The organism is Fuerstiella marisgermanici (genome assembly GCF_001983935.1).
Lineage (GTDB): Bacteria > Planctomycetota > Planctomycetia > Planctomycetales > Planctomycetaceae > Fuerstiella > Fuerstiella marisgermanici.
In genome coordinates this window covers 734,242-752,905 of record NZ_CP017641.1, presented here as the reverse complement: position 1 = coordinate 752,905, position 18,664 = coordinate 734,242, and the positions used below count along the sequence as shown (strand labels likewise).

The 18,664-nt window shown below is 56.5% G+C and carries 12 protein-coding genes; 10 read left to right on the top strand and 2 right to left on the bottom strand.

Annotated elements, in window-relative coordinates; translation table 11 throughout:
- Positions 1-81: 81 nt before the first annotated feature.
- The 10 genes from Fuma_RS02760 (at position 82) to mqnE (ending at position 11,403) form a co-directional block, all read left to right on the top strand.
- Positions 82-1,716, top strand: coding sequence for an alpha/beta hydrolase (locus Fuma_RS02760; RefSeq protein ID WP_218922376.1), 1,635 nt, complete (start codon positions 82-84; stop codon positions 1,714-1,716).
- Between the two features lie 223 nt (positions 1,717-1,939).
- Entirely contained in the window at positions 1,940-2,824 is an 885-nt protein-coding gene (locus Fuma_RS02755; protein ID WP_077022783.1) for a serine/threonine protein kinase, read from the top strand.
- A gap of 214 nt (positions 2,825-3,038) precedes the next feature.
- Positions 3,039-4,229 (top strand): outer membrane protein assembly factor BamB family protein, encoded by a 1,191-nt coding sequence (locus Fuma_RS02750; protein ID WP_158520836.1) that lies wholly within the window; start codon positions 3,039-3,041, stop codon positions 4,227-4,229.
- Between the two features lie 154 nt (positions 4,230-4,383).
- Positions 4,384-5,703 (top strand): coproporphyrinogen-III oxidase family protein, encoded by a 1,320-nt coding sequence (locus tag Fuma_RS02745; RefSeq protein ID WP_077022781.1) that lies wholly within the window; start codon positions 4,384-4,386, stop codon positions 5,701-5,703.
- Between the two features lie 154 nt (positions 5,704-5,857).
- A complete protein-coding gene (locus Fuma_RS02740) occupies positions 5,858-6,400 on the top strand; it encodes a hypothetical protein (protein ID WP_077022780.1) in 543 nt (180 codons plus the stop codon).
- Positions 6,401-6,545: 145 nt separating this feature from the next.
- Entirely contained in the window at positions 6,546-7,871 is a 1,326-nt protein-coding gene (locus tag Fuma_RS02735; RefSeq protein WP_077022779.1) for an NAD(P)/FAD-dependent oxidoreductase, read from the top strand.
- Positions 7,872-7,875: 4 nt separating this feature from the next.
- Positions 7,876-8,181 carry a Rieske (2Fe-2S) protein gene (locus Fuma_RS02730; protein WP_077028068.1) on the top strand — a complete coding sequence of 102 codons (306 nt, stop codon included), beginning with the start codon at positions 7,876-7,878 and terminating at the stop codon, positions 8,179-8,181.
- 20 nt (positions 8,182-8,201) lie between these two features.
- Positions 8,202-9,239 carry a ThiF family adenylyltransferase gene (locus tag Fuma_RS02725; protein WP_077022778.1) on the top strand — a complete coding sequence of 346 codons (1,038 nt, stop codon included), beginning with the start codon at positions 8,202-8,204 and terminating at the stop codon, positions 9,237-9,239.
- 118 nt (positions 9,240-9,357) lie between these two features.
- The gene (locus tag Fuma_RS02720) at positions 9,358-10,233 is read left to right on the top strand and encodes a UbiA-like polyprenyltransferase (protein WP_077028067.1); all 876 of its coding nucleotides are present in this window, start codon (positions 9,358-9,360) and stop codon (positions 10,231-10,233) included.
- Positions 10,234-10,275: 42 nt separating this feature from the next.
- Entirely contained in the window at positions 10,276-11,403 is a 1,128-nt protein-coding gene (gene mqnE / locus Fuma_RS02715; RefSeq protein ID WP_077022777.1) for an aminofutalosine synthase MqnE, read from the top strand.
- 88 nt (positions 11,404-11,491) lie between these two features.
- Here the strand turns inward: mqnE and Fuma_RS02710 are convergent, their stop codons facing one another.
- Positions 11,492-13,402 (bottom strand): hypothetical protein, encoded by a 1,911-nt coding sequence (locus Fuma_RS02710; protein ID WP_077022776.1) that lies wholly within the window; start codon positions 13,400-13,402, stop codon positions 11,492-11,494.
- 201 nt (positions 13,403-13,603) lie between these two features.
- Complete coding sequence (locus tag Fuma_RS02705; protein ID WP_077022775.1) at positions 13,604-18,637, bottom strand: neutral/alkaline non-lysosomal ceramidase N-terminal domain-containing protein; 5,034 nt, start codon at positions 18,635-18,637, stop codon at positions 13,604-13,606.
- Between the last annotated feature and the right edge of the window lie 27 nt (positions 18,638-18,664).

Genomic DNA, 18,664 nt, shown 5'->3' with positions numbered 1-18,664 from the left:
CGGTGAAACTTCATCCGAAAAACGGAATCAATGCACGTACACAGAATTCGATCTGCTTTGACAGCCTGGTTCGGACGACTGGTGGCCTCCTTTTCAGTCGCGTCGACAGCACTGGGGCTGCTGTTCTTTTCCGCGTCGCTAACGCCGTCGCTCTTGCCTCGCCCGCCGATTTTGCAAGGGATACTTGGCGGGGTCTCGTTAATCGTCGGCTACGCTATCGCGAAAGCGACCATCGCCGTGTGGCGGTTTATGCAGTTGCGTGAACTGAACAGCACCAACGCCCGGCGTGTGTCGTTGGTCCTACTGGTCATTACAGGCTTGGTTTCTGCGCTGACGTTGTCTCGTATGACCGTCTGGCAAAATTCAATCCGCGATCGCATGCACATGTCGGGGGTCGACTCGTCGTACCCGTTCAGCGTTCTGACGACTGCAATTGTTGTTGCTACTGTGCTGTTGCTTGTCGCGCGAGCGATCGGGTTTTTGATTCATTCGGTCTCCAATCGACTAAAAAAAGTCATGCCGCCGCGAGTGGCTCTGGTCGTTTCGACGGTTGTGCTTAGCTTCATGATCATCAGCCTTGTGGATGGGCTGATCGTCAAAACAGCGTTGCATGCGGCGGACGAAGCGTTTGCGTCTATCGACCAGGCCACGTACGACGAACTCTCACAGCCTGAACGTTCAATGGCTTCGGGAAGTCCGGATTCGCTGATACGTTGGAGCGACATCGGCAGGAATGGCAAGATCTTTGTGGCGGAAGGTCCGACGGCCGAGGACATTTCGATTTTGACGGGGCGGCCTGCGAAGACGCCAATTCGTGTTTACGCCGGTTACAATACGGAAGATTCGCTGGCCCGACGAGCAAAGGTGGCTCTGGACGAACTGATTCGCGTGGGCGGGTTTGAACGCCGCGTTTTGGTTGTCGCGACGCCGACCGGCACTGGCTGGCTGGACCCGTCGTCCGTCGATCCGCTGGATTATCTGCACGATGGAGACATTGCCACGGTATCGATGCAGTATTCGTATCTGCCAAGCTGGTTGACGATCATGATTGATCCGGATCGGTCACGAGACGCGGCCAAAGCCTTGTTTCGGGAAGTGCATTCGCATTGGTCGTCGCTGGACAAAGCTGATCGACCGAAGCTGTACGTTTTCGGGCTAAGTCTGGGTTCGCTTGGCACGGAAGCAGCCTTCGATTTTTACGACCTGATCGGCGATCCAATCGATGGGGCGGTGCTGAGTGGCCCGCCATTTCCGAGCACCATTTGGCCGGAACTGGTTCGTAATCGACAATCTGAAACGCCCGCATGGCTACCGCAGTTTCGAGGTGGCGATCTGGTTCGATTTATGAGCCGAGAGGCCGTTGCGGTACCGGCGGGCGCTAAGTGGGGCGTCATGAGGATCATGTACATTCAACACGGCAGCGATCCGATGTCGTGGTTTTCGCCATCGCTGGCGTACCGTGAGCCCGACTGGTTAACGTCGGAGAAAGCTCCGGACGTGTCGCCATATTTTCGATGGTTCCCCGTCGTCACGTTCCTGCAGGTTGGCTTTGATGTTCCGATGGCCACTGCCGCTCCGCTGGGCTACGCTCACAATTATTCGCCCGCGGAATACATCGACGCGTGGATCGAAGTCACGGCCCCGGAAGCGTGGACGGACGACGATACAAAAGCACTAAAAGCGGCCTACGCCGACTTCAACCCGGCCCCAATCTGACCGCGAGCGAAAGCTGCGAACGGCGGTCAGAAAGGTTCGACACATGAGTCATTGAACCAACAATGAAAAACTCTGCGGGGGACGGCACCGAATATCCGGACGAAGGTTAGAAAATTGATCGCCCTGCGTACATCAGTTTGAGGTATAGACCGATACAATTGCTACAGCGACCAGTTTGCCGTCGACGGACCGCCGCATTCTTCTACCCCACCCGCAAACTCTTATGCCATCAGTACCATCCACAAAGCTTCGCATTCGCCAGAAACTTGGCAAATATCGGATCGAAAAACGCCTTGGGGAAGGCGGTTTTGCGAGCGTGTTTCAGGCCATGGACACAATCATGGGAACTCGCGTTGCCCTGAAAATTCCTCATGAGCCGCTGGTGGATGACCAGCTTCTGGCCAGCTTTCGAAAAGAAAGCCGCCTGCTGGCCACCGTCGACCATCCGGGCATTCTGCAGATTAAAGACGCCAGCATCATCAATGGACGTCTTGTGATTTCGTTTCCGCTGGGCATGGAAACGCTGTTTGACCGATTGTCGCGTCGCATGTCGTTTGACACCACGATGCTGCTGATCGACCAATTGATGGAAGCGGTCGCGTTCGCTCATGAACGCAAAGTGATTCATTGCGACATCAAGCCGGAAAACGTAATCCTGTTTGCGGACGGATCGGCTCGTTTGGCCGATTTCGGAATTGCGAAAGTAGCTCGTCAAACCATTAAAGGGTGTGGCACGGGTACAGTCGGGTACATGGCTCCGGAACAGGCGATGGGGCGGCCTTCCTGCCGATCTGACGTGTTTTCGCTGGGTCTGGTTTTCTACCGAATGCTGGCTGGCCAGTGGCCGGAATGGCCGTACGAATGGCCGCTGCCGGGCTACCAGAAACTGAAGACACGAGTCCCGCAATCCATGATCGCGTGGCTAAGAAAGTCGATTGAGATCAATGGGGCCAAGCGATTTCCGGACGCTGTACGCATGCGGAACGCGTTTATGCGTATTCGCCCGGAAGCGACTCGCTTTGTCGAAAAGCAGCGAGCCAAAAAACGGGCCCAGCGCAACAGCGACACGGCTCGACAAAGTAAGGTGCGGACGCGGCGAGCGGCGTAGGGCGTCGTTGGGGCCAGGTCGCGGACCTCAGGCGGCCTCAGAAGTCCCTGCGGGTGGCAGAACAGCGGCAGGCGTTCTGGCGGAAAGACGGGACTCGCCACTCGACTCGATCGGCAAATCCGTAATAATTGAGCGAACAGCCATCCGCCTGAATTTTGCCTTCGTAACGAACGCAAAGCCAAGGCCGCGCCCACCTCAGCCCGCCGGAGCCACCATGCCGTCTACTTTCACACGACGACACGCCCTGAAGACTTTGACCGCAGGTGCCACGCTGATGGCAACAGGCGGAGTCCCGGCCTTCGCCGAAGATCAGACCAAACCGACGCCACTCGCCGCGCCGACGGAATCGAGCTGGGCATCGTTTCGTCACGGCCCCGCTCAACAGGGCGTCGCAAAAACCACGCTGTCGAAACAGCCCGAGCTGAAGTGGGAACTGAAGTCGCGCGACGGCTGGGTTGCGACTTGTGCCATCGTCGGCGACCACGTTTACGCTCCGGCTCTGCAAGGCTATCTGTATTGCCTGCATAAAGCGACCGGCAAAGAGATCTGGAAGTATCGATCGATCGACGATCCGGACGAAAAGAAATTTGCGCCAGGCTTCAAGGCGGCTCCGCTGGTGACCGCCAGTGCTGTGTACGTGGGCGACGAAGACGGAATCCTTCACGCCGTCGATCGCAAAACAGGCAAGCGTTTATGGAAGTTCGTATCAGATGCTGAAATCGCGGGCGGAGTTGCAAAGTACGGCAACGAACTGTTGCTGGCATCGCACGACAGCAAGCTGTACGGCATTTCTGAGGCTGGCAAGGAAACATGGAGTTTCCAGACGGACGACATGATCAACTGCTCGCCGGCCGTCGCTGAGAACTTCACATTTCTGTCCGGCTGCGATACTCAGCTTCGAGTCATCGACCTGAAAACTCATGAGGAAGTCCGCAACGTCCCGCTGGAATCACAATTGATCGCATCGCCTGCGATCATGGGCGACCTTCTGTACGTGGGTTCGCACGCGGGCGAACTTGTCGCCGTGAACTGGAAGACGGGTGAAATTGATTGGCGATATGTTGGTGATCGTGAGCTGCCCTACCATTCTTCTGCGGCCGTGACGAAGGACCTGGTCCTGGTGGGCAATCACGACAAACTGATGCACGCCGTCGACCGAAAAACAGGCAAGGCGCGATGGACGTTTGCCACGAAAGCCCGCATCGAAAGTTCGCCCGCCATTGTTGATGACCGCGTCTTCTTCGGTTCCGGCGACGGCAATATTTACGGTTTGAGTCTCGCAGACGGCGCCGAGGTCTGGAAGTTCAACGCTGGAAAAGCAGTGAACGCTGGCATTGCCATCGGTGAAGGCTGTATGGTGGTGGGCGAAGACGATCACAACGGCCGCCTGCGGTGCTTTGCCTAGAGAAAGACCAGTGGATCGTATCAAATGATGGAGTGAACAAGCTCCGTCGACTTCGCCTCGGTCTCATTGGTCATTTTCACATTCCACATCAGCCACACTCGACTTCCCCCGCCATTACCGCATTTCAAAAAATCCGCACTCCGAAAAACAGCCCATGACTACAACTGACGTTTCTACATCGACAGAAGTTGGCAGCTACTTCATCTCCAACTACCCACCCTTCTCGCTGTGGACCGCGGACAACGTACCGCAAGTGTTCGAAGCCTTTGAACGGCCGAAAGCCGAAACAGAGAAGACGCCGCTGGGCTTGTACATTCACATTCCGTTCTGTCGCAAGCGCTGCAAGTTTTGCTACTTTCGCGTGTATACCAATCAGAACGCGAAAGCGATTGAAGAGTATGTACAGGCGTTGATTCGCGAAATCGAAACGATTAGCCACAAGCCGGCTGTTCAGGGGCGAGAACTGGAATTCGTGTACTTCGGCGGCGGGACTCCGTCTTACCTGAGTTCCAAACAGCTGCGTTCGTTGCGGGAACGCATGAGCGAGCATGTCACATGGGAGAATGCTCGCGAAGTCACGTTTGAATGCGAACCTGGTACGCTAAGTCTTGAGAAGCTGCAGACGCTGAAAGACATCGGCATCACTCGAGTATCGCTGGGTGTGGAAAACTTCGACGACAAGATCCTGGAAGAAAACGGCAGAGCACATTTGTCGCCGGAAGTGCTAAGAGCCTACGACTGGATTCAGGACGTTGGTTTTCCACAGGTTAACATCGACCTGATCGCAGGGATGGTGGGCGAGACCGATGACAACTGGCAACAGTGTGTCGAAAAAGCGATCGAGATGAAGCCGGACAACATCACGATCTATCAGATGGAACTGCCGTTCAACACCGTCTACTCGAAAGAGATGAAGGAAAGTGGCAACTCATCGCCCGTCGCCGACTGGCCGACCAAACGTCGCTGGGTGAGCGAGGCGATGGACGAACTTTCGAAGGCTGGCTATCACATTTCCAGCGGCAACGAAATGATTCACAATCCGGAAACCGACCACTTCGTGTACCGAGACAGCGTGTGGCGTGGCTGCGACCTGCTGGCCACGGGAGTTTCGTCGTTCGGCCATTTCCAGGGCGTGCACTACCAGAACCTGGACAAGATCGAAGACTACATCGAAACCGTGAACAACGGCGAACTGCCGATCAACCGAGCGCTCCAGCCGACTGCTCACCAGAGTCTGATTCGGGAGGTCGTGTTGCAGATGAAAGAAGGCCACATTAGTGCGCAGCCGTTTCGCGATAAGTTCGGTGTGGACATCCTGAAAGAGTTCTCAACCGCTTTCAGCAACCAACAGGCGGCTGGGTACTTAACCGTCGACGGCGACGACATCACATTAACCCGTAAAGGTTTGCTGCAGGTCGACAGCCTGTTGCCGGAATACTTCGAGCCCGAACACCGGGCTGTTCGGTATACGTAGGCGTAGTGAATCAAGTATCCTGCCACGCGGAAAAGTCTTCGTCGCATGAAACGACGATGGGCGACACGGAGGCGTTTTCCAGCCGCTTGCGTAGCGAGAGCAACTGGCCCGCATCTGACCGTTTTTCTCATCCAAACTCAGAAACCTGCCGTCTGTGAACCCTCTGATTGAGCTCGACCAACTGTGCGCTTTGTTTCCCGAACCTGAAGGGGAGCCGTTGTATCTGTCCGCAGAACACGTTCCGCGCGAAGCGACGCCAGAACCCTATCACCGCATGCTGGTACACGAACATCACATGACCGTGAACATGGAACGCTACCATGATTGTTCGGTCGATGTGGTCGTCGTGGACTCAAAGTACGTTGGCGACCTGTACTGCCGTAAGATCCTGTTAAAAAAGCATGGCACAGAACAGAACGTCCAGTTCGGGATTGTGCGTTTCAATTTCGGATTCGTGAATGACACCGTTCGTGAACAGATCGAATCGGAAGAGATCCCGCTAGGCCGAGTCTTGATTCAACATAACGTCTTAAGGCATATCGACCTGGGCGCGATTGTCAAATTCAAGGCCGGGGCCGGGTTGAGCCGGTATTTGCAGATGGACGTCGGCCAGGAGACATTTGGGCGTATGGCCACGATTTTCTGCAATGGGTCACCGGCCGTCGATTTATTGGAAATTTCTGCACCTCTCACCTAGAACGATTATATTGTGGTCCAGCGAATCTGCTCGTACGACGCCTAACGCTCGCAAAACAGCCCGAGCTGAGGCAAAACACCAGCACGGGCAACGTTCGTCCCGCCGCAAATTTGCCTCCCTCCACCCATTTCTGCGACACCACGCTATGATTCAGCCCGACCCACAAAATCCGGTCAACTATCTTCCGCCTGTCGAGGATTCGTACGATGTCGTTGTCATCGGCGGCGGTCCGGCAGGTGCCACGACGGCTGCTTTAGTCGCCGAACATGGATACAGCGTCCTGCTGCTGGAACGAGCCGCTCTGCCCCGATTTCACGTGGGTGAGTCGCTGATCCCGGAAACCTACTGGCCACTGAAACGCTTGGGAATGGTGGATCGCATGAAGGCCTCCGCGTTTCCGCGCAAGTACAGCGTGCAGTTCGTCAGCAACGGCGTGAAAGAATCTGCGCCGTTCTACTTTGAGATGTACAACGATCATGAATCCAGTGTCACGTGGCAGGTCGAACGAGGTGTGTTCGATCAAATGCTGCTGGACCGCGCGACAGAACTGGGAGCCGTCGTTCACACGTCTGGACATGCCACGGATGTCGTATTTGAAGGTGATGTAGCGGTCGGCGTGAAGTGTCGATTGCTAAACGAAGATGGCGGCCGCACGGAACGCGAAATTCGCAGTCGAGTCGTGGTGGACGCAAGCGGACAAACTGCGTTTATCGGTAACCGCCGCGGGCAACGAGACCGCGATCCGCACCTGAAGAAGGGCACGATCTGGACCTACTGGAAGAACGCCTATCGGGACCCCGGCAAGGACGGTGGCGCGACGCTGGTCATGCAGACGTCCGACAACAAGTCATGGTTTTGGTTTATTCCATTGCCGGACAACGTGGTCAGCATTGGCTGCGTAGGCAACATGGAACACATGTTCGGAAAAGAAAACGGTGACGCTGAAACCGTGTATCAGCGCGAATTGCAACTTTGCCCAGCTCTGGAAAAACGACTGGTCGATGCCGAACGTTGCACGGATTTCTTCACCACGAAAGACTTCTCCTACTATTCGAGCGAAACGGCAGGAAACGGTTGGCTGTCCGTGGGCGATGCGTTCGGCTTTATCGACCCGGTCTATTCCAGCGGTGTCTATCTCGCGCTCAAGGGTGGCGAATTCGCGGCTGATGCGATTCACGATGCATTGCAGCGAGGCGACCTGACGGCCCCGCGACTCGGGCAGTGGCAGCCGCTGTACAAGCAGGGCATTGAAAACTTTCGCAAGCTGGTTTACGCGTTCTATGCAGAAGACTTCAGCTTCGGCACGTTCCTAAGAGAGTATCCTGAGTACAAGTCGAATATGGTCGACATTCTGGTCGGCGACGTTTTCAAGCCGGGTGTTTCAGACATCTTCAAGGTGATGGGAAACATTATGCCGTCAGGTGATGAGCCGTCGACTGACGAACCTGTACAGCAGCCGGCAATGGCGTGATCGAATGCCGGAAGTGATTCCCCTTATCGATGCCGAATCGGTTCCGCCGGGCGAGTCCGCTGAAGTCGTTGCTGACGGTCGCATCTTTGCCGTCTTCAACGTCGACGGAACGTTTCACGTGCTGGACGGCATCTGCCCTCACGCTGGTGGGCCGTTGGGCAAGGGGGCTCTTGATGGCAGCATCGTCACCTGTCCCTGGCACGGATGGCAGTTTGACGTCACCAGCGGGCGACACTGTCTAAACGAAACGCTGTGTCAAACCAGCTACGAAGCCAGTGTGCAGGACGGCAAGGTGTGCGTTCAGCTGTAGAAGTTCGTACACTTCGCGCCATGAATTCAGATTCAAGATATCAAAAACAAATTCTGTTCGACGGCGTCGGGCAGGCCGGTCAGCAGGCGCTGGCCGAACGTCGTGTGCTGCTGGTCGGCTGCGGAGCATTAGGTTGTGTACTAGCTGATGCTCTCACACGGGCCGGCGTTGGTTTTCTACGAATCGTCGATCGCGACTTCGTGGAACTCAGCAACCTACAGCGGCAAACGCTGTTCACTGAAGATGACGTGACGGCTCACCTGCCCAAAGCGATTGCAGCAGTCAACCGTCTGCAGCGGATCAATTCGTCAATTGAAATCGAACCAATCGTTGCGGATGCCGACTTCAACAACGTTCGAGGATTCGCGGAGGGCGTGGATCTGATCATGGACGGGACGGACAACTTTGAGATTCGCTACCTAATTAACGATGTCTCGCTGGAGACCGGCATCCCGTGGATCTTCACCGGTTGCACGGGCAGCCATGGCCAAATGATGCCTGTGATTCCTGGCCGGACGGCGTGCCTGCGTTGTCTGATGCAGAATCCTCCCCCACCCGGTTCGACGGAAACCTGCGACACAGCCGGCGTACTTGGCCCCGCTATCGGCGTGATCGCATCGCTGCAGGCCGCAATGGCCTTGAAAATCCTGACAGGTCACAAAGACGCGGTTCCTCAACAGTTGACGATTGTCGACGTGTGGAATCTGTCGTTCCGGCAGATGGATGTCTCCAAATTGCGAGAATCAACCGAGTGCCCAGCCTGTAAGAAGGGGGAACGGCTGTGGCTGGACGGTGCGCAGTCGGCCGGATCGACGATTTTGTGCGGTCGCAATGCCGTTCAGATTTCCCCGCCTGAGAAAACCCGGCTTTCGCTGCCGGAACTGGCGAAGCGGCTGGAATCAGCGGGCGTTGTGACGTCCAATCCGTTTCTGGTGCGAGTCGCGGTGGCAGAATCTGACTTGGAAGTGACAGTGTTCCCGGACGGTCGAGCGATCGTGAAGGGGACCGAGGACCCAGCAGCCGCTCGAGCCATTTATTCTCGTTATGTCGGGACTTGAACCACGGACAAATGCGGATAGAACCAGTCACTGGCGATTGTAGAAAGACACCAATTTTCTGAGGCCGTGTCGCTCCGTGATCGCAACGCCGCTCCGAACGAATTCAACAGCCGAATCTGTGCTACAGACTATCCGACATTTTCTGGAACTGATCCGATTCAGTCATACCGTGTTTGCACTTCCGTTCGCGGCATTGGCGGCCGTGCTGGCGTGGGTTCAGCCGGATTCAGAATTTCGGATTCGTGACCTCGTTGGAATTCTTTTGTGCATGGTCTTTGCCCGGTCCGCAGCGATGGCGTTCAATCGACTGGTCGACCGTGACGTGGACGCTGAGAATCCTCGCACGGCAGTGAGGCATATTCCCGCCGGGCTGCTATCGGTGAAGGCGGTGACGTTGTTTACTCTGCTGTGCAGTGTGGCCTTTGTCGCGTCGACGCTGATCTTTCTGCCGAAGCGACTGCCGTTACTGCTGGCAGTTCCAGTCCTGTTGTTTCTGCTCGGCTACAGCTACGCCAAACGGTGGACCAGCCTGTGCCATTATTGGCTATCGGCCGCACTGATGATGTCTCCGATCGCCGCGTGGATCGCCGTTCGCGACGAATTTGCGTTGCAGCCCACTCTGCTCGCTGGAGTGATTTTCTTTTGGGTAGGCGGCTTTGATATCATCTATGCGTGCCAGGATTCAGACTTCGACAAAGGTCGCCGACTGTACAGTATTCCCGCAAAATTTGGTGTGGCCGGAGCACTGCGGATCGCGTTCGTCAGTCATCTCGCAACCATCGCAATGCTGGTGCTGTTGTGGTCGTTGACCGGTTTGGGCACGGTCTTTCTTGTCGGCGTCGCAGTGATAGGCGTTCTGCTGTTGTACCAGCATTGGCTGGTTCGGCCGGACGACCTTCAGCGAGTCAACATTGCGTTCTTTAACGTGAATGCCATTGTGAGTTTCGGCATCCTGATCCTCGGCTGCATCGATCTATGGGTGCAGCGACTCTGAAGCCCAGAGTTTCAAATCTAAAATCCAGAATTTCAAATTCGCATGTTCCAGACTCTCGATCCCCCAATCCAAATCATCGCCGACAAAGTGATCGCAGGCGAACGTCTAAGCTTCGATGACGGCGTCTACCTTGACGAATCGGCCGACCTGCACACGCTCGGATACCTGGCCAACATCGTCCGCGAACGCAAATGTGGCAACGCCGCGTTTTACAACACAAACATCCACTTGAACCCGACTAACGTCTGCGTATATCGATGTCGCTTTTGCGCCTTTCGAGCGGACCTGAAGGACGAAAAGGCCTACACGTTTGATGAAGCCGGTGTTCGTGCGCGAGCGTTAGAAGGTCGCGCGGCCGGAGCGACAGAGATCCATGTTGTGGGTGGACTTCACCACAAAAAGAAGTTCGACTGGTATCTGGATCTCGTGCGAACGATTCACGAGACGTGCCCAGAGATTCACATTAAGGCGTGGACGCCGGTCGAAATCAGTTGGTTCAGCTTCATCACCAAAAAGTCGATCCGCTGGGTCATGGAGCAGATGATCGAAGCCGGCCTTGGCAGCATGCCCGGCGGCGGTGCTGAAATTTTCGATCCGGAAATTCGAAAGCAGCTTTGCGAACACAAGGCAGACAGCGACGTCTGGTTCGACGTACATCGCACTGCTCACGAACTTGGCTTGCGGTCTAACGCAACGATGCTTTACGGACATATCGAACAAGCCAGGCACCGCATCGATCACATGTTGAGGCTTCGAAAGTTACAGGACGAAACCGGTGGTTTTCAAACCTTCATCCCGCTGGCGTTCCATCCGGAAAACACTGAACTGGACAACATCCGCAAGCCAGACGGCCTGTTCGACCTTCGCATGATGGCTGTCGGCCGATTGATGCTGGACAACTTCGATCACGTGAAAGCATATTGGATTATGCTGGGCGAACAGACGGCTCAAATGGCCCTGAGTTACGGTGCGGATGACATCGACGGCACGGTTGTGCACGAATTGATCTACCACGACGCGGGCGCCAAAACGCCGGAAGGCATGACGGTGGATCAGATGCATCGCATGATCCGCGAAGCCGGCCGCGAACCTGTCGAACGAGACACACTGTACCGACACGTGATCCGCGACGGAGCGAAATGGCACGCCGCCGAAGCAGTTCTGGCGTAAGGTCGCTGCGGCGAAGTTGTCAAATCTTCACCGCGTTATGCAACGCTGCGTCGCGCCCAGGTGCTGTGCAACAGCACACAGACGCGAACTATCGATTGCTGATCGAAACCGGTTCAACACGCAGCAGCCGAGCACGTGGTCGTTGCTGGTCGACGACCAGGGCCTGAGGCGTTTGTGACGTGGCGACATTGCCAGCCGCGTCGCGAGCGTGCAGGCGAAAGAAGATGGCCGTCGGCAAGCCTGGTTGAACAGGCATCTCGTAGCTTCCTGCATCAAGTTGCCAATCAAACAGTGGAGTCCACGGTCCCGTTGGACTGTCTGAAAATTCCAGCCGCACCGGGCTGGCGGACGCGTTACGATCGCCGACCTGCCAGTCCAGCTGAATTCGTCCGCGACCATCCGCGATAATGCGTGGGGTTCCCAGATTGATTGTTGGTCGAGTCTGGTCGACAGTTACGACAATTGATGGCGTGTCACCCGGCTGCGGCGGCGGCTCGGTAAAGCCAATCCCGTTTCGCACGCGGACCGCAAAGCCGAACGTACCTTCGCCTCGAGCGTCGACCTGCATCGGCGAACGAACGTCCACGTCTGTTCCGTAGCGAAACCAGTGCTGACCGTTGTCTTCGGTGACGAACAATTCCACGGCACTCACGCCGGACGGTCCCACGTCTTCCAGTTCGTAAGCGAGGTCAAATTGAGGGCTGGTCACGAGTTGGCCGCCCACTTCCGGGTTATAGGTTTGGTTGCTAATTGCGACATTGCCCATCGGGCCGCCAGATGTTGGGTTGGCGGTTCGCGCACCAAATGCGGCCGGATGTGCGCTGACCGTATTGCTGCCCGACGGCGAAGGGCGAATCGTCATCGCCGGCATAGCAGCGGCAGAAGGTCGTCCCGGCTGAACAAAGTTCTGTGGCGGTTGCTGGCGAACCTGCGGCGGAGGCGCGTAGCGATGAGCTGGCATCTGTTGAGCCACTTGCTGCGGCGGCTGCGGTGCAGATTGCCGTGGCTGCGGTGGCGGCGCCTGCATCTGTTGCCGTGGCTGTTGAACATGCTGCGGCGGTGCCGCCACCTGACGCGTCTGCTGGTGCGATGGATTCGGCTGCTGCTGAGATTGAACAGGTGAGTTGGCAGGTCCGGAACCAGTCCCAATCTGAGGTTGTGTTTGCTGAGTTCGCTGGATTTGCAGAGGCGCGGCAGTCGCGTTTTGTGCAGTCGCAGCAAACGGATTCGGGCCGAGAAGTGAAGATGAATTTTGCTGTTGAGTGTTCAGCTGCCCGAGGTTGTTTGCAGCCGCCTGGTTTCCCGCCGACTGAGAGCTTGTAGCGGTTGGCTCAGGTCTGGCGGCAAGCACCACTTGAGCGGTTCCGCTGCCTTCGTTTCCTGCAAGGTCCGTCAGAAAGCCTCGCACAGAAACGGATGTTCCTGGCTGAGTTTTCAAGGATACTCGGCCGGTTGAATCCACGGCCTCACGAATGGGTTGCCAGCGACCGTTTGCACCTTCAGCGTATTCCAAACGCACCGAACCAGGCGCGATCTTTGATTGTCCGCTGTTCCAGACGACATCGACCTGACCGGGGGCCGTCTCCACAAGCTGAAGATTTAGATCGGGAGCCACGGTGTCCACAATGACTTCCAGTTCCGGAGTCAATGGTTCTGCTTCGCCGGGAACTCGCCCGCTGGCATCGGTCATCCGAACAGCGAATCCGTACAGTCCATCGGCCGGCGCAACAAACTGGAATCCGCCAGCGGTCGCTGGAACGCGCAGCGCAGGTTCCATCGGCCCGCCGTCCACTGATGCAAACAGAATGGCCGTGCTTTGCACGGGCGAATCGCCGGCCGCTTCGATCGCAAATGGAATGCGGAAGGTGGTGTTGCGCGTCATCAACGGATCGCCGGCGCAAGCTTCTTCTGCTCCGACAACGCCGGACCAGGCGGCACCACAGAGTGCCAGTCCGGCGAAACCTCGTTGTAAACGACGTACGAATTCCTGCAGCTTCATTCCAACGGTCCTTCGTTGGCCCCGAAATCTGCGCACTGAGATTCCTGTGCGCTTACGCCATCGATATCGGAGTGCCGCGTTATGCGACTTGACGCGAATGAACCGTTCGTATGGGTTAGCCCGGTCCCGCCGTGCAGAAACCGCCCAGACTTCCTCACTTGAATTCACATCGGCAGGAATTGCCGATCACTGTCCACCGAGCTATGGCTCATTCCGCTTCAAGCGTTTCAAGCCGTCAACAGCCAGCTCACGATTTCGGCCCTTGAGGAATGTGAGTGCATCGGTCAGCAGCGCCGCAGCGTCCGGCGAATTGATGTCCGCCAGACCGCTGACAGCTCCCATTTGCAGTGCATTCGGTGTTGTCGCAGTCAGGTACTTCTTCAACTGCGGAATCGCTATTTCAGCGTCCCGCAGCGCAACCATTCGCAGGGCGTCGTAGCGAGTCCCCGGCTTCACGGCCTCATCGTCCGCCATTTCGGAAGCCAGTTGCAGCGTTCGAGGCCACGCTGCTTTCACGGCCGGAAGTCCCGCAAGCACTTCTTCAATTCGCGGACGCGGCCAAACCGTTTGCTGACTTAGCCCGTTGATGATTCCACCGCCAATCACGACTGCCTGCCAATCTCGCAAGGGTTGACCATCGCCAGGCAAACAAACTTCCAACAGGTCACGAATCTCGCCTCCGTCGTTACGTTTGCCGACTGCCAGAGCGACTCGCCAGATCCACGGGATACGACGGTACTCTTCTTTCAGCGTTTCTGCCGACGTCGCGTCGGACGGTAAGTCTGCGACCAGAAGCGAAATAATGGCTGGCCCCATCCCCGGTCGAGCGTCGATCGCTTCCTGACGCCGCTCAACAGATTGCGTTTCGTCCAATAGGAATGGTGCGATTTCAGGTGCGCGGCGTGGCAGCGTTTGAGTAGTTGCGGGCGGTTTAGCGGTCGACTTCAGGCTGGACACAAACACGATCACGTCGCTTAGGTCCTGAGGTGTCATGTCTTTTTCCAAACCTTCAGGCATGACGGATTTCTGCGATGAGCGGAACTCGTCAATGTCGGCGCGACGGATGACGTGTTCTTTGCCGCCGGATTCGCGGAGACGCACTTCGTTCGCCGATTCTTCCACAATCAATCCGGAAGCCGTTCGGCCGGCAGTTGTCGCCGCCGTCCACGAAACGTACCGGGCATCGACTTCTTTGTTCGGGTCGAGAATCGTGGTCAGCAACCATTTAGGATCGCGATTCGTCAGCGCCTGTAGGTCGGGACCAACAACGAACCCGTGATCCTGCAGCTTGTGGCATGACGAACATCGCTTGCGGAATACAGCTTCACCGCGTTTCGCGTCGCCGGGCAGATCCAGGCACCCCTGCAGCGAAGCGACGACAGCCGTGCGATTAGTTTCGCGTTCTGCCCCGAGTGTTGCTTTGGCCAATAATCGAACCTTCTCGGACGAGTGATTTAAAAGCTTGTCGCGTTGTGCGGCATCCAGCAGTTCCGGACGCACGGAGCCTTGTTCGATCGACGTCAGCAACGCGGACGGACCGTCACCTAGGTTCAAGAGCTCAGAAACAACTTCACTGCGAACTTCAGGACTAATGGCCGGAAGCGCTTCCAACAGCACGTCTGTCGTATCGTCGACACCAACTGAAGCGATCGCGCTGGCAGCCGCATTCTGTAAGCTGACTGGAAAGCGAGCCGACAGAAAGCGGCTGACTAAGTCTGCTCGGGCACTGGCAGAAAAGTCTTCCTGCTTCAGGATCGATGATGTGAATGCCCCGTTGCGGCGGCCAATAAATTTCAACGCGGCTATCGCTTGATTGACGTCCGTCACTTCGTCTTCTGCAAGAGACGACGCCGCCGTTTGATACAGCGTGAGAATATGGTCATGTGATACTTCATCGGATTCGATTTTTGCAGCGTCCGATCGAGCGTCCAATGCTGTCAGGATTCTGGTGGCGACGTCGTTGGGTGCGGCAGCCGAACGCTTCACAATTTCAGGCAGCCACTCGGTCAGTGAGTCCAAATCACAGACACGTGCGGCCAGCAGATCCAGGCTTTGAGACATACCGCCGTTCTGATCGACCGCTGGAAACTTTGAGTATGTTGTAAGCACGGGGTCCACAATGTCACCCGTGACGGAACTAAGCGCTGCCGAGCGCACGTAGTTGTCGTTTTCTTTTTGACTGAGTAGCCGCGAGATTGAGAGTGTAATTTCAGTTCGACGTTGATCAGCTTGTGCTGCAAAGCTGCCCAGCGACAACGCAACCTGGCGTCTCACTCGCACATTGTCGCTGTCGACCAGTGCCAAAACGGCGTTGACGATGGCATCGTTGCCGGAGAACTGTTCGCTTAAACCTACGGCGAATCGCTGAACTTCGGGACGGCCGGACTTCAAAGCGGAAAGCAGTGCAGCTTTAAGTTCCTTGCTGTCTTTGTTGCTGCCGCCGCCGAGGTTTTGCAAGCCGTCCAACACGGCCAACGCATGGATTCGCCCAAAGTCGGACGTACCTTCAGGGACCAGCTGCTGCAGTTCTGGCGTCGTCTCGTTAGCCTTGCGCCAGAGCAGCATTTGATGAGCCAAATCCCGCACGATCCCGTTCGGCGAATCCAGTTGCGTCACAAGTTCCGCGTTCGACAGCGACTGCAGATCGGGAATGACGGGACGTGGTTCGTCTTCCTCCCGCGCAGGTGTGACTCGGTAAATTCGGCCTCGCCCCCTCCCAGCGTTGACGTCGATTTCGGCGAGTGTGGACTGAGGGATCCAGCGTGAATGTTCGATCACGTAGCGGTACATGTCCACAACCCAGAGAGCTCCGTCCGGCCCCGTGCGTGCCTGCACAGGACGGAACCAGCGATCCGTGGAACTCAGAAATTCACGATCAACTTCGTCGGTTCCGCGCTGTCCTGTAAAGCCGTGCCCGTTTTCAGTAACGTCGATGCGATGCACTGACTGATGGACGGGTTCGCAGGTAAAGGTGTCGTTGTGAAACTGCTGACCCAATACGACATCCCGATAAATTCCAAGTCCACAGGCTGAGGTCGCTCGCCCCGGTGCGCCGGAAAGTTCGAACGTCACCAGGTTTTCAGGCGGCAGCAGTTGGTGAGCTTTCGCGTCGGCTGACAGCCCGGGTGGCGTCGCTGGCGGTGAAAGGGGATTGCGAACTGCGTAGTTTTCGTCTGACGGAATGGCTCGAACGAGTGTTCCGTTAGAACAGCCAAACCAGTCGCCTCGATCATTGCGACTTCGGCCCTGCTGCGTTCTGCCCGAGACAGCCTGAATTTCGCCTGTGTCTGGATTGATACGAAAGTCGCGGTTACGGCAATCAACGGTCTGACCAGTTTTGTGACATACGATATTGCCGCCAAACAAGCCGCCAGCTCCGTAGACCCAATTGTCTAACCCCCAACGTAAACTGTTAACTCGCGCCTGAGCGTTCCGTACCTCAAAGCCGGAAAACAGCTTTTCCGTCGAATCAGCTTTGCCGTCACCGTCTTCATCGCGTGCAAAAAGGATATCCGGCGCATCGCAAATCAAAACGCCATCGCGCCAAACCTTCACGTCGGTAGGAAACCGCAGACCATCGACGAAGGTTCCTGCCGTTTCGAATTGGCCATCGTTGTCGGCGTCTTTCAACCATCGAATCCGACCGGTCTGTTGAAACGTTTCATACACGCCTTGACCGTAGTCGTTCATCTCAGCCACCCACAGCCGACCGTCAGCTCCGAAGTCGATGGCCACCGGATCCGACACATTCGGTTCTGCCGCCGCCAATTCGACCTTCAAACCCGGCACCACCTGAATGCAGTTCAGTGAATCTTCTGGTGGCTTCGGCGGTACTCCCTGAGTTCCCTTGGCGGCAGTATCGTCGGCCGGCTTTACATCGGGCGGTTCAAAACTGTCCGGCACCTGCCGGTGAACTTCGTCGACAATCTTCTGTTCCAGTCCGGCCTTTAGCGTAGCGGGCAATGCAAAGTAGGGAACTTCAGCCCCGCCCCCGTAGCGGCCTTCCTTCGCCAGTCGTTCTGATGGGATGTAAGAACAGAAGTCGTTGCTGTACGTGTTCAGCCAAAAGCGATCGCGATCAATTTCCGTCTTCAATCGCAGAGCGTAATCCACGCAAACTTCGCCTGCCAGAAACGTCATGCAAAAGCTGTCGCCGAAGGTCCATGTTTGAATCGGGTAGTCGATCTTTGAAATCAGTTCTTCGCCACGGTCCAGGCGGGCTAGCTGAGTCGTTGCATTATACTTGTCGGTCGGTCGGCCCTTTCCGGTTTGTTCGACCAGTTGTTCACGAGTTGGCAGGTCGTTTAGCGGCAGTTCGATGCTGCTTAATACAGAAGACGGTTGGCCTGTGATCGGACGCAACTTACCCTCCAGCATCCGCTTCACGTCGGTCGCGATTTCCACGCCCTGCTGTGCCGCCACATCCACTTTATCGCCGGTGACGCCACTAACCGGGTTTTGGTCCGAACCCGCTCCGATAGAAACCATCGCCGTAACGCCGGGCACCTGACGTTCGATCATCGCGGCCGCGTAGCCGGGCCAGTCGCCGCTAATTTGATTAAACGAAAGTGTCACAGCGTGGCACGCGTATGACACATAGATGGCTCGCGGCTTTCCGCTTTCAGCGTCCTTCACAACTAACATGGGCAAATCGTGATCCACCGGTCCGCCGACCTGGCGACGATTCTTCGCGAATTTCGCTTCACCAACAGCCCAGTGCAGAGTCGCCGGTTTTCGCGAGTCAATCGCTTTGGCGGCGGCCGTTGCGATATGGCTGGTCAGGGCTTCGGTGTATTGATCGATATGCATTTGGTGTTCAGCGGGAATCGCCGAACTGAAGATGTTGTCACACGCTCCGTTGACTTTGGGTGTGCAATGAGAATGCGAAAAGGTGACGGCCAAATTCTTGCGTGGCAGCTTGTGAGTTTCCGCCATGCTCGCGGCAGCAGCGTCAACCATGGGAGTACGTATGCCCAGACTGTCCAGCACGACCAAAACCAGCGGCGGTTGGTCTCCCTGCGAAATCGCGATCGCTCGCGCGTGAATCGGCTGCGACACGCCTTCGGATTCTTCGCGACGGTTGCCAAATCCATTCAGGCGAATCGGATAGTCCGGCGTGATATCGACCACGCCAATGCCGACGTCATACGTGTCGGCAGCGTGAGTCTTGGCTGTTGGGATAAACGATAACAGTAGGACGGCGATGAGGAATAGCCGCGTTGGAAAGGTGGGCATGTAAGGACCTTATCTTAGGCAGGAGGG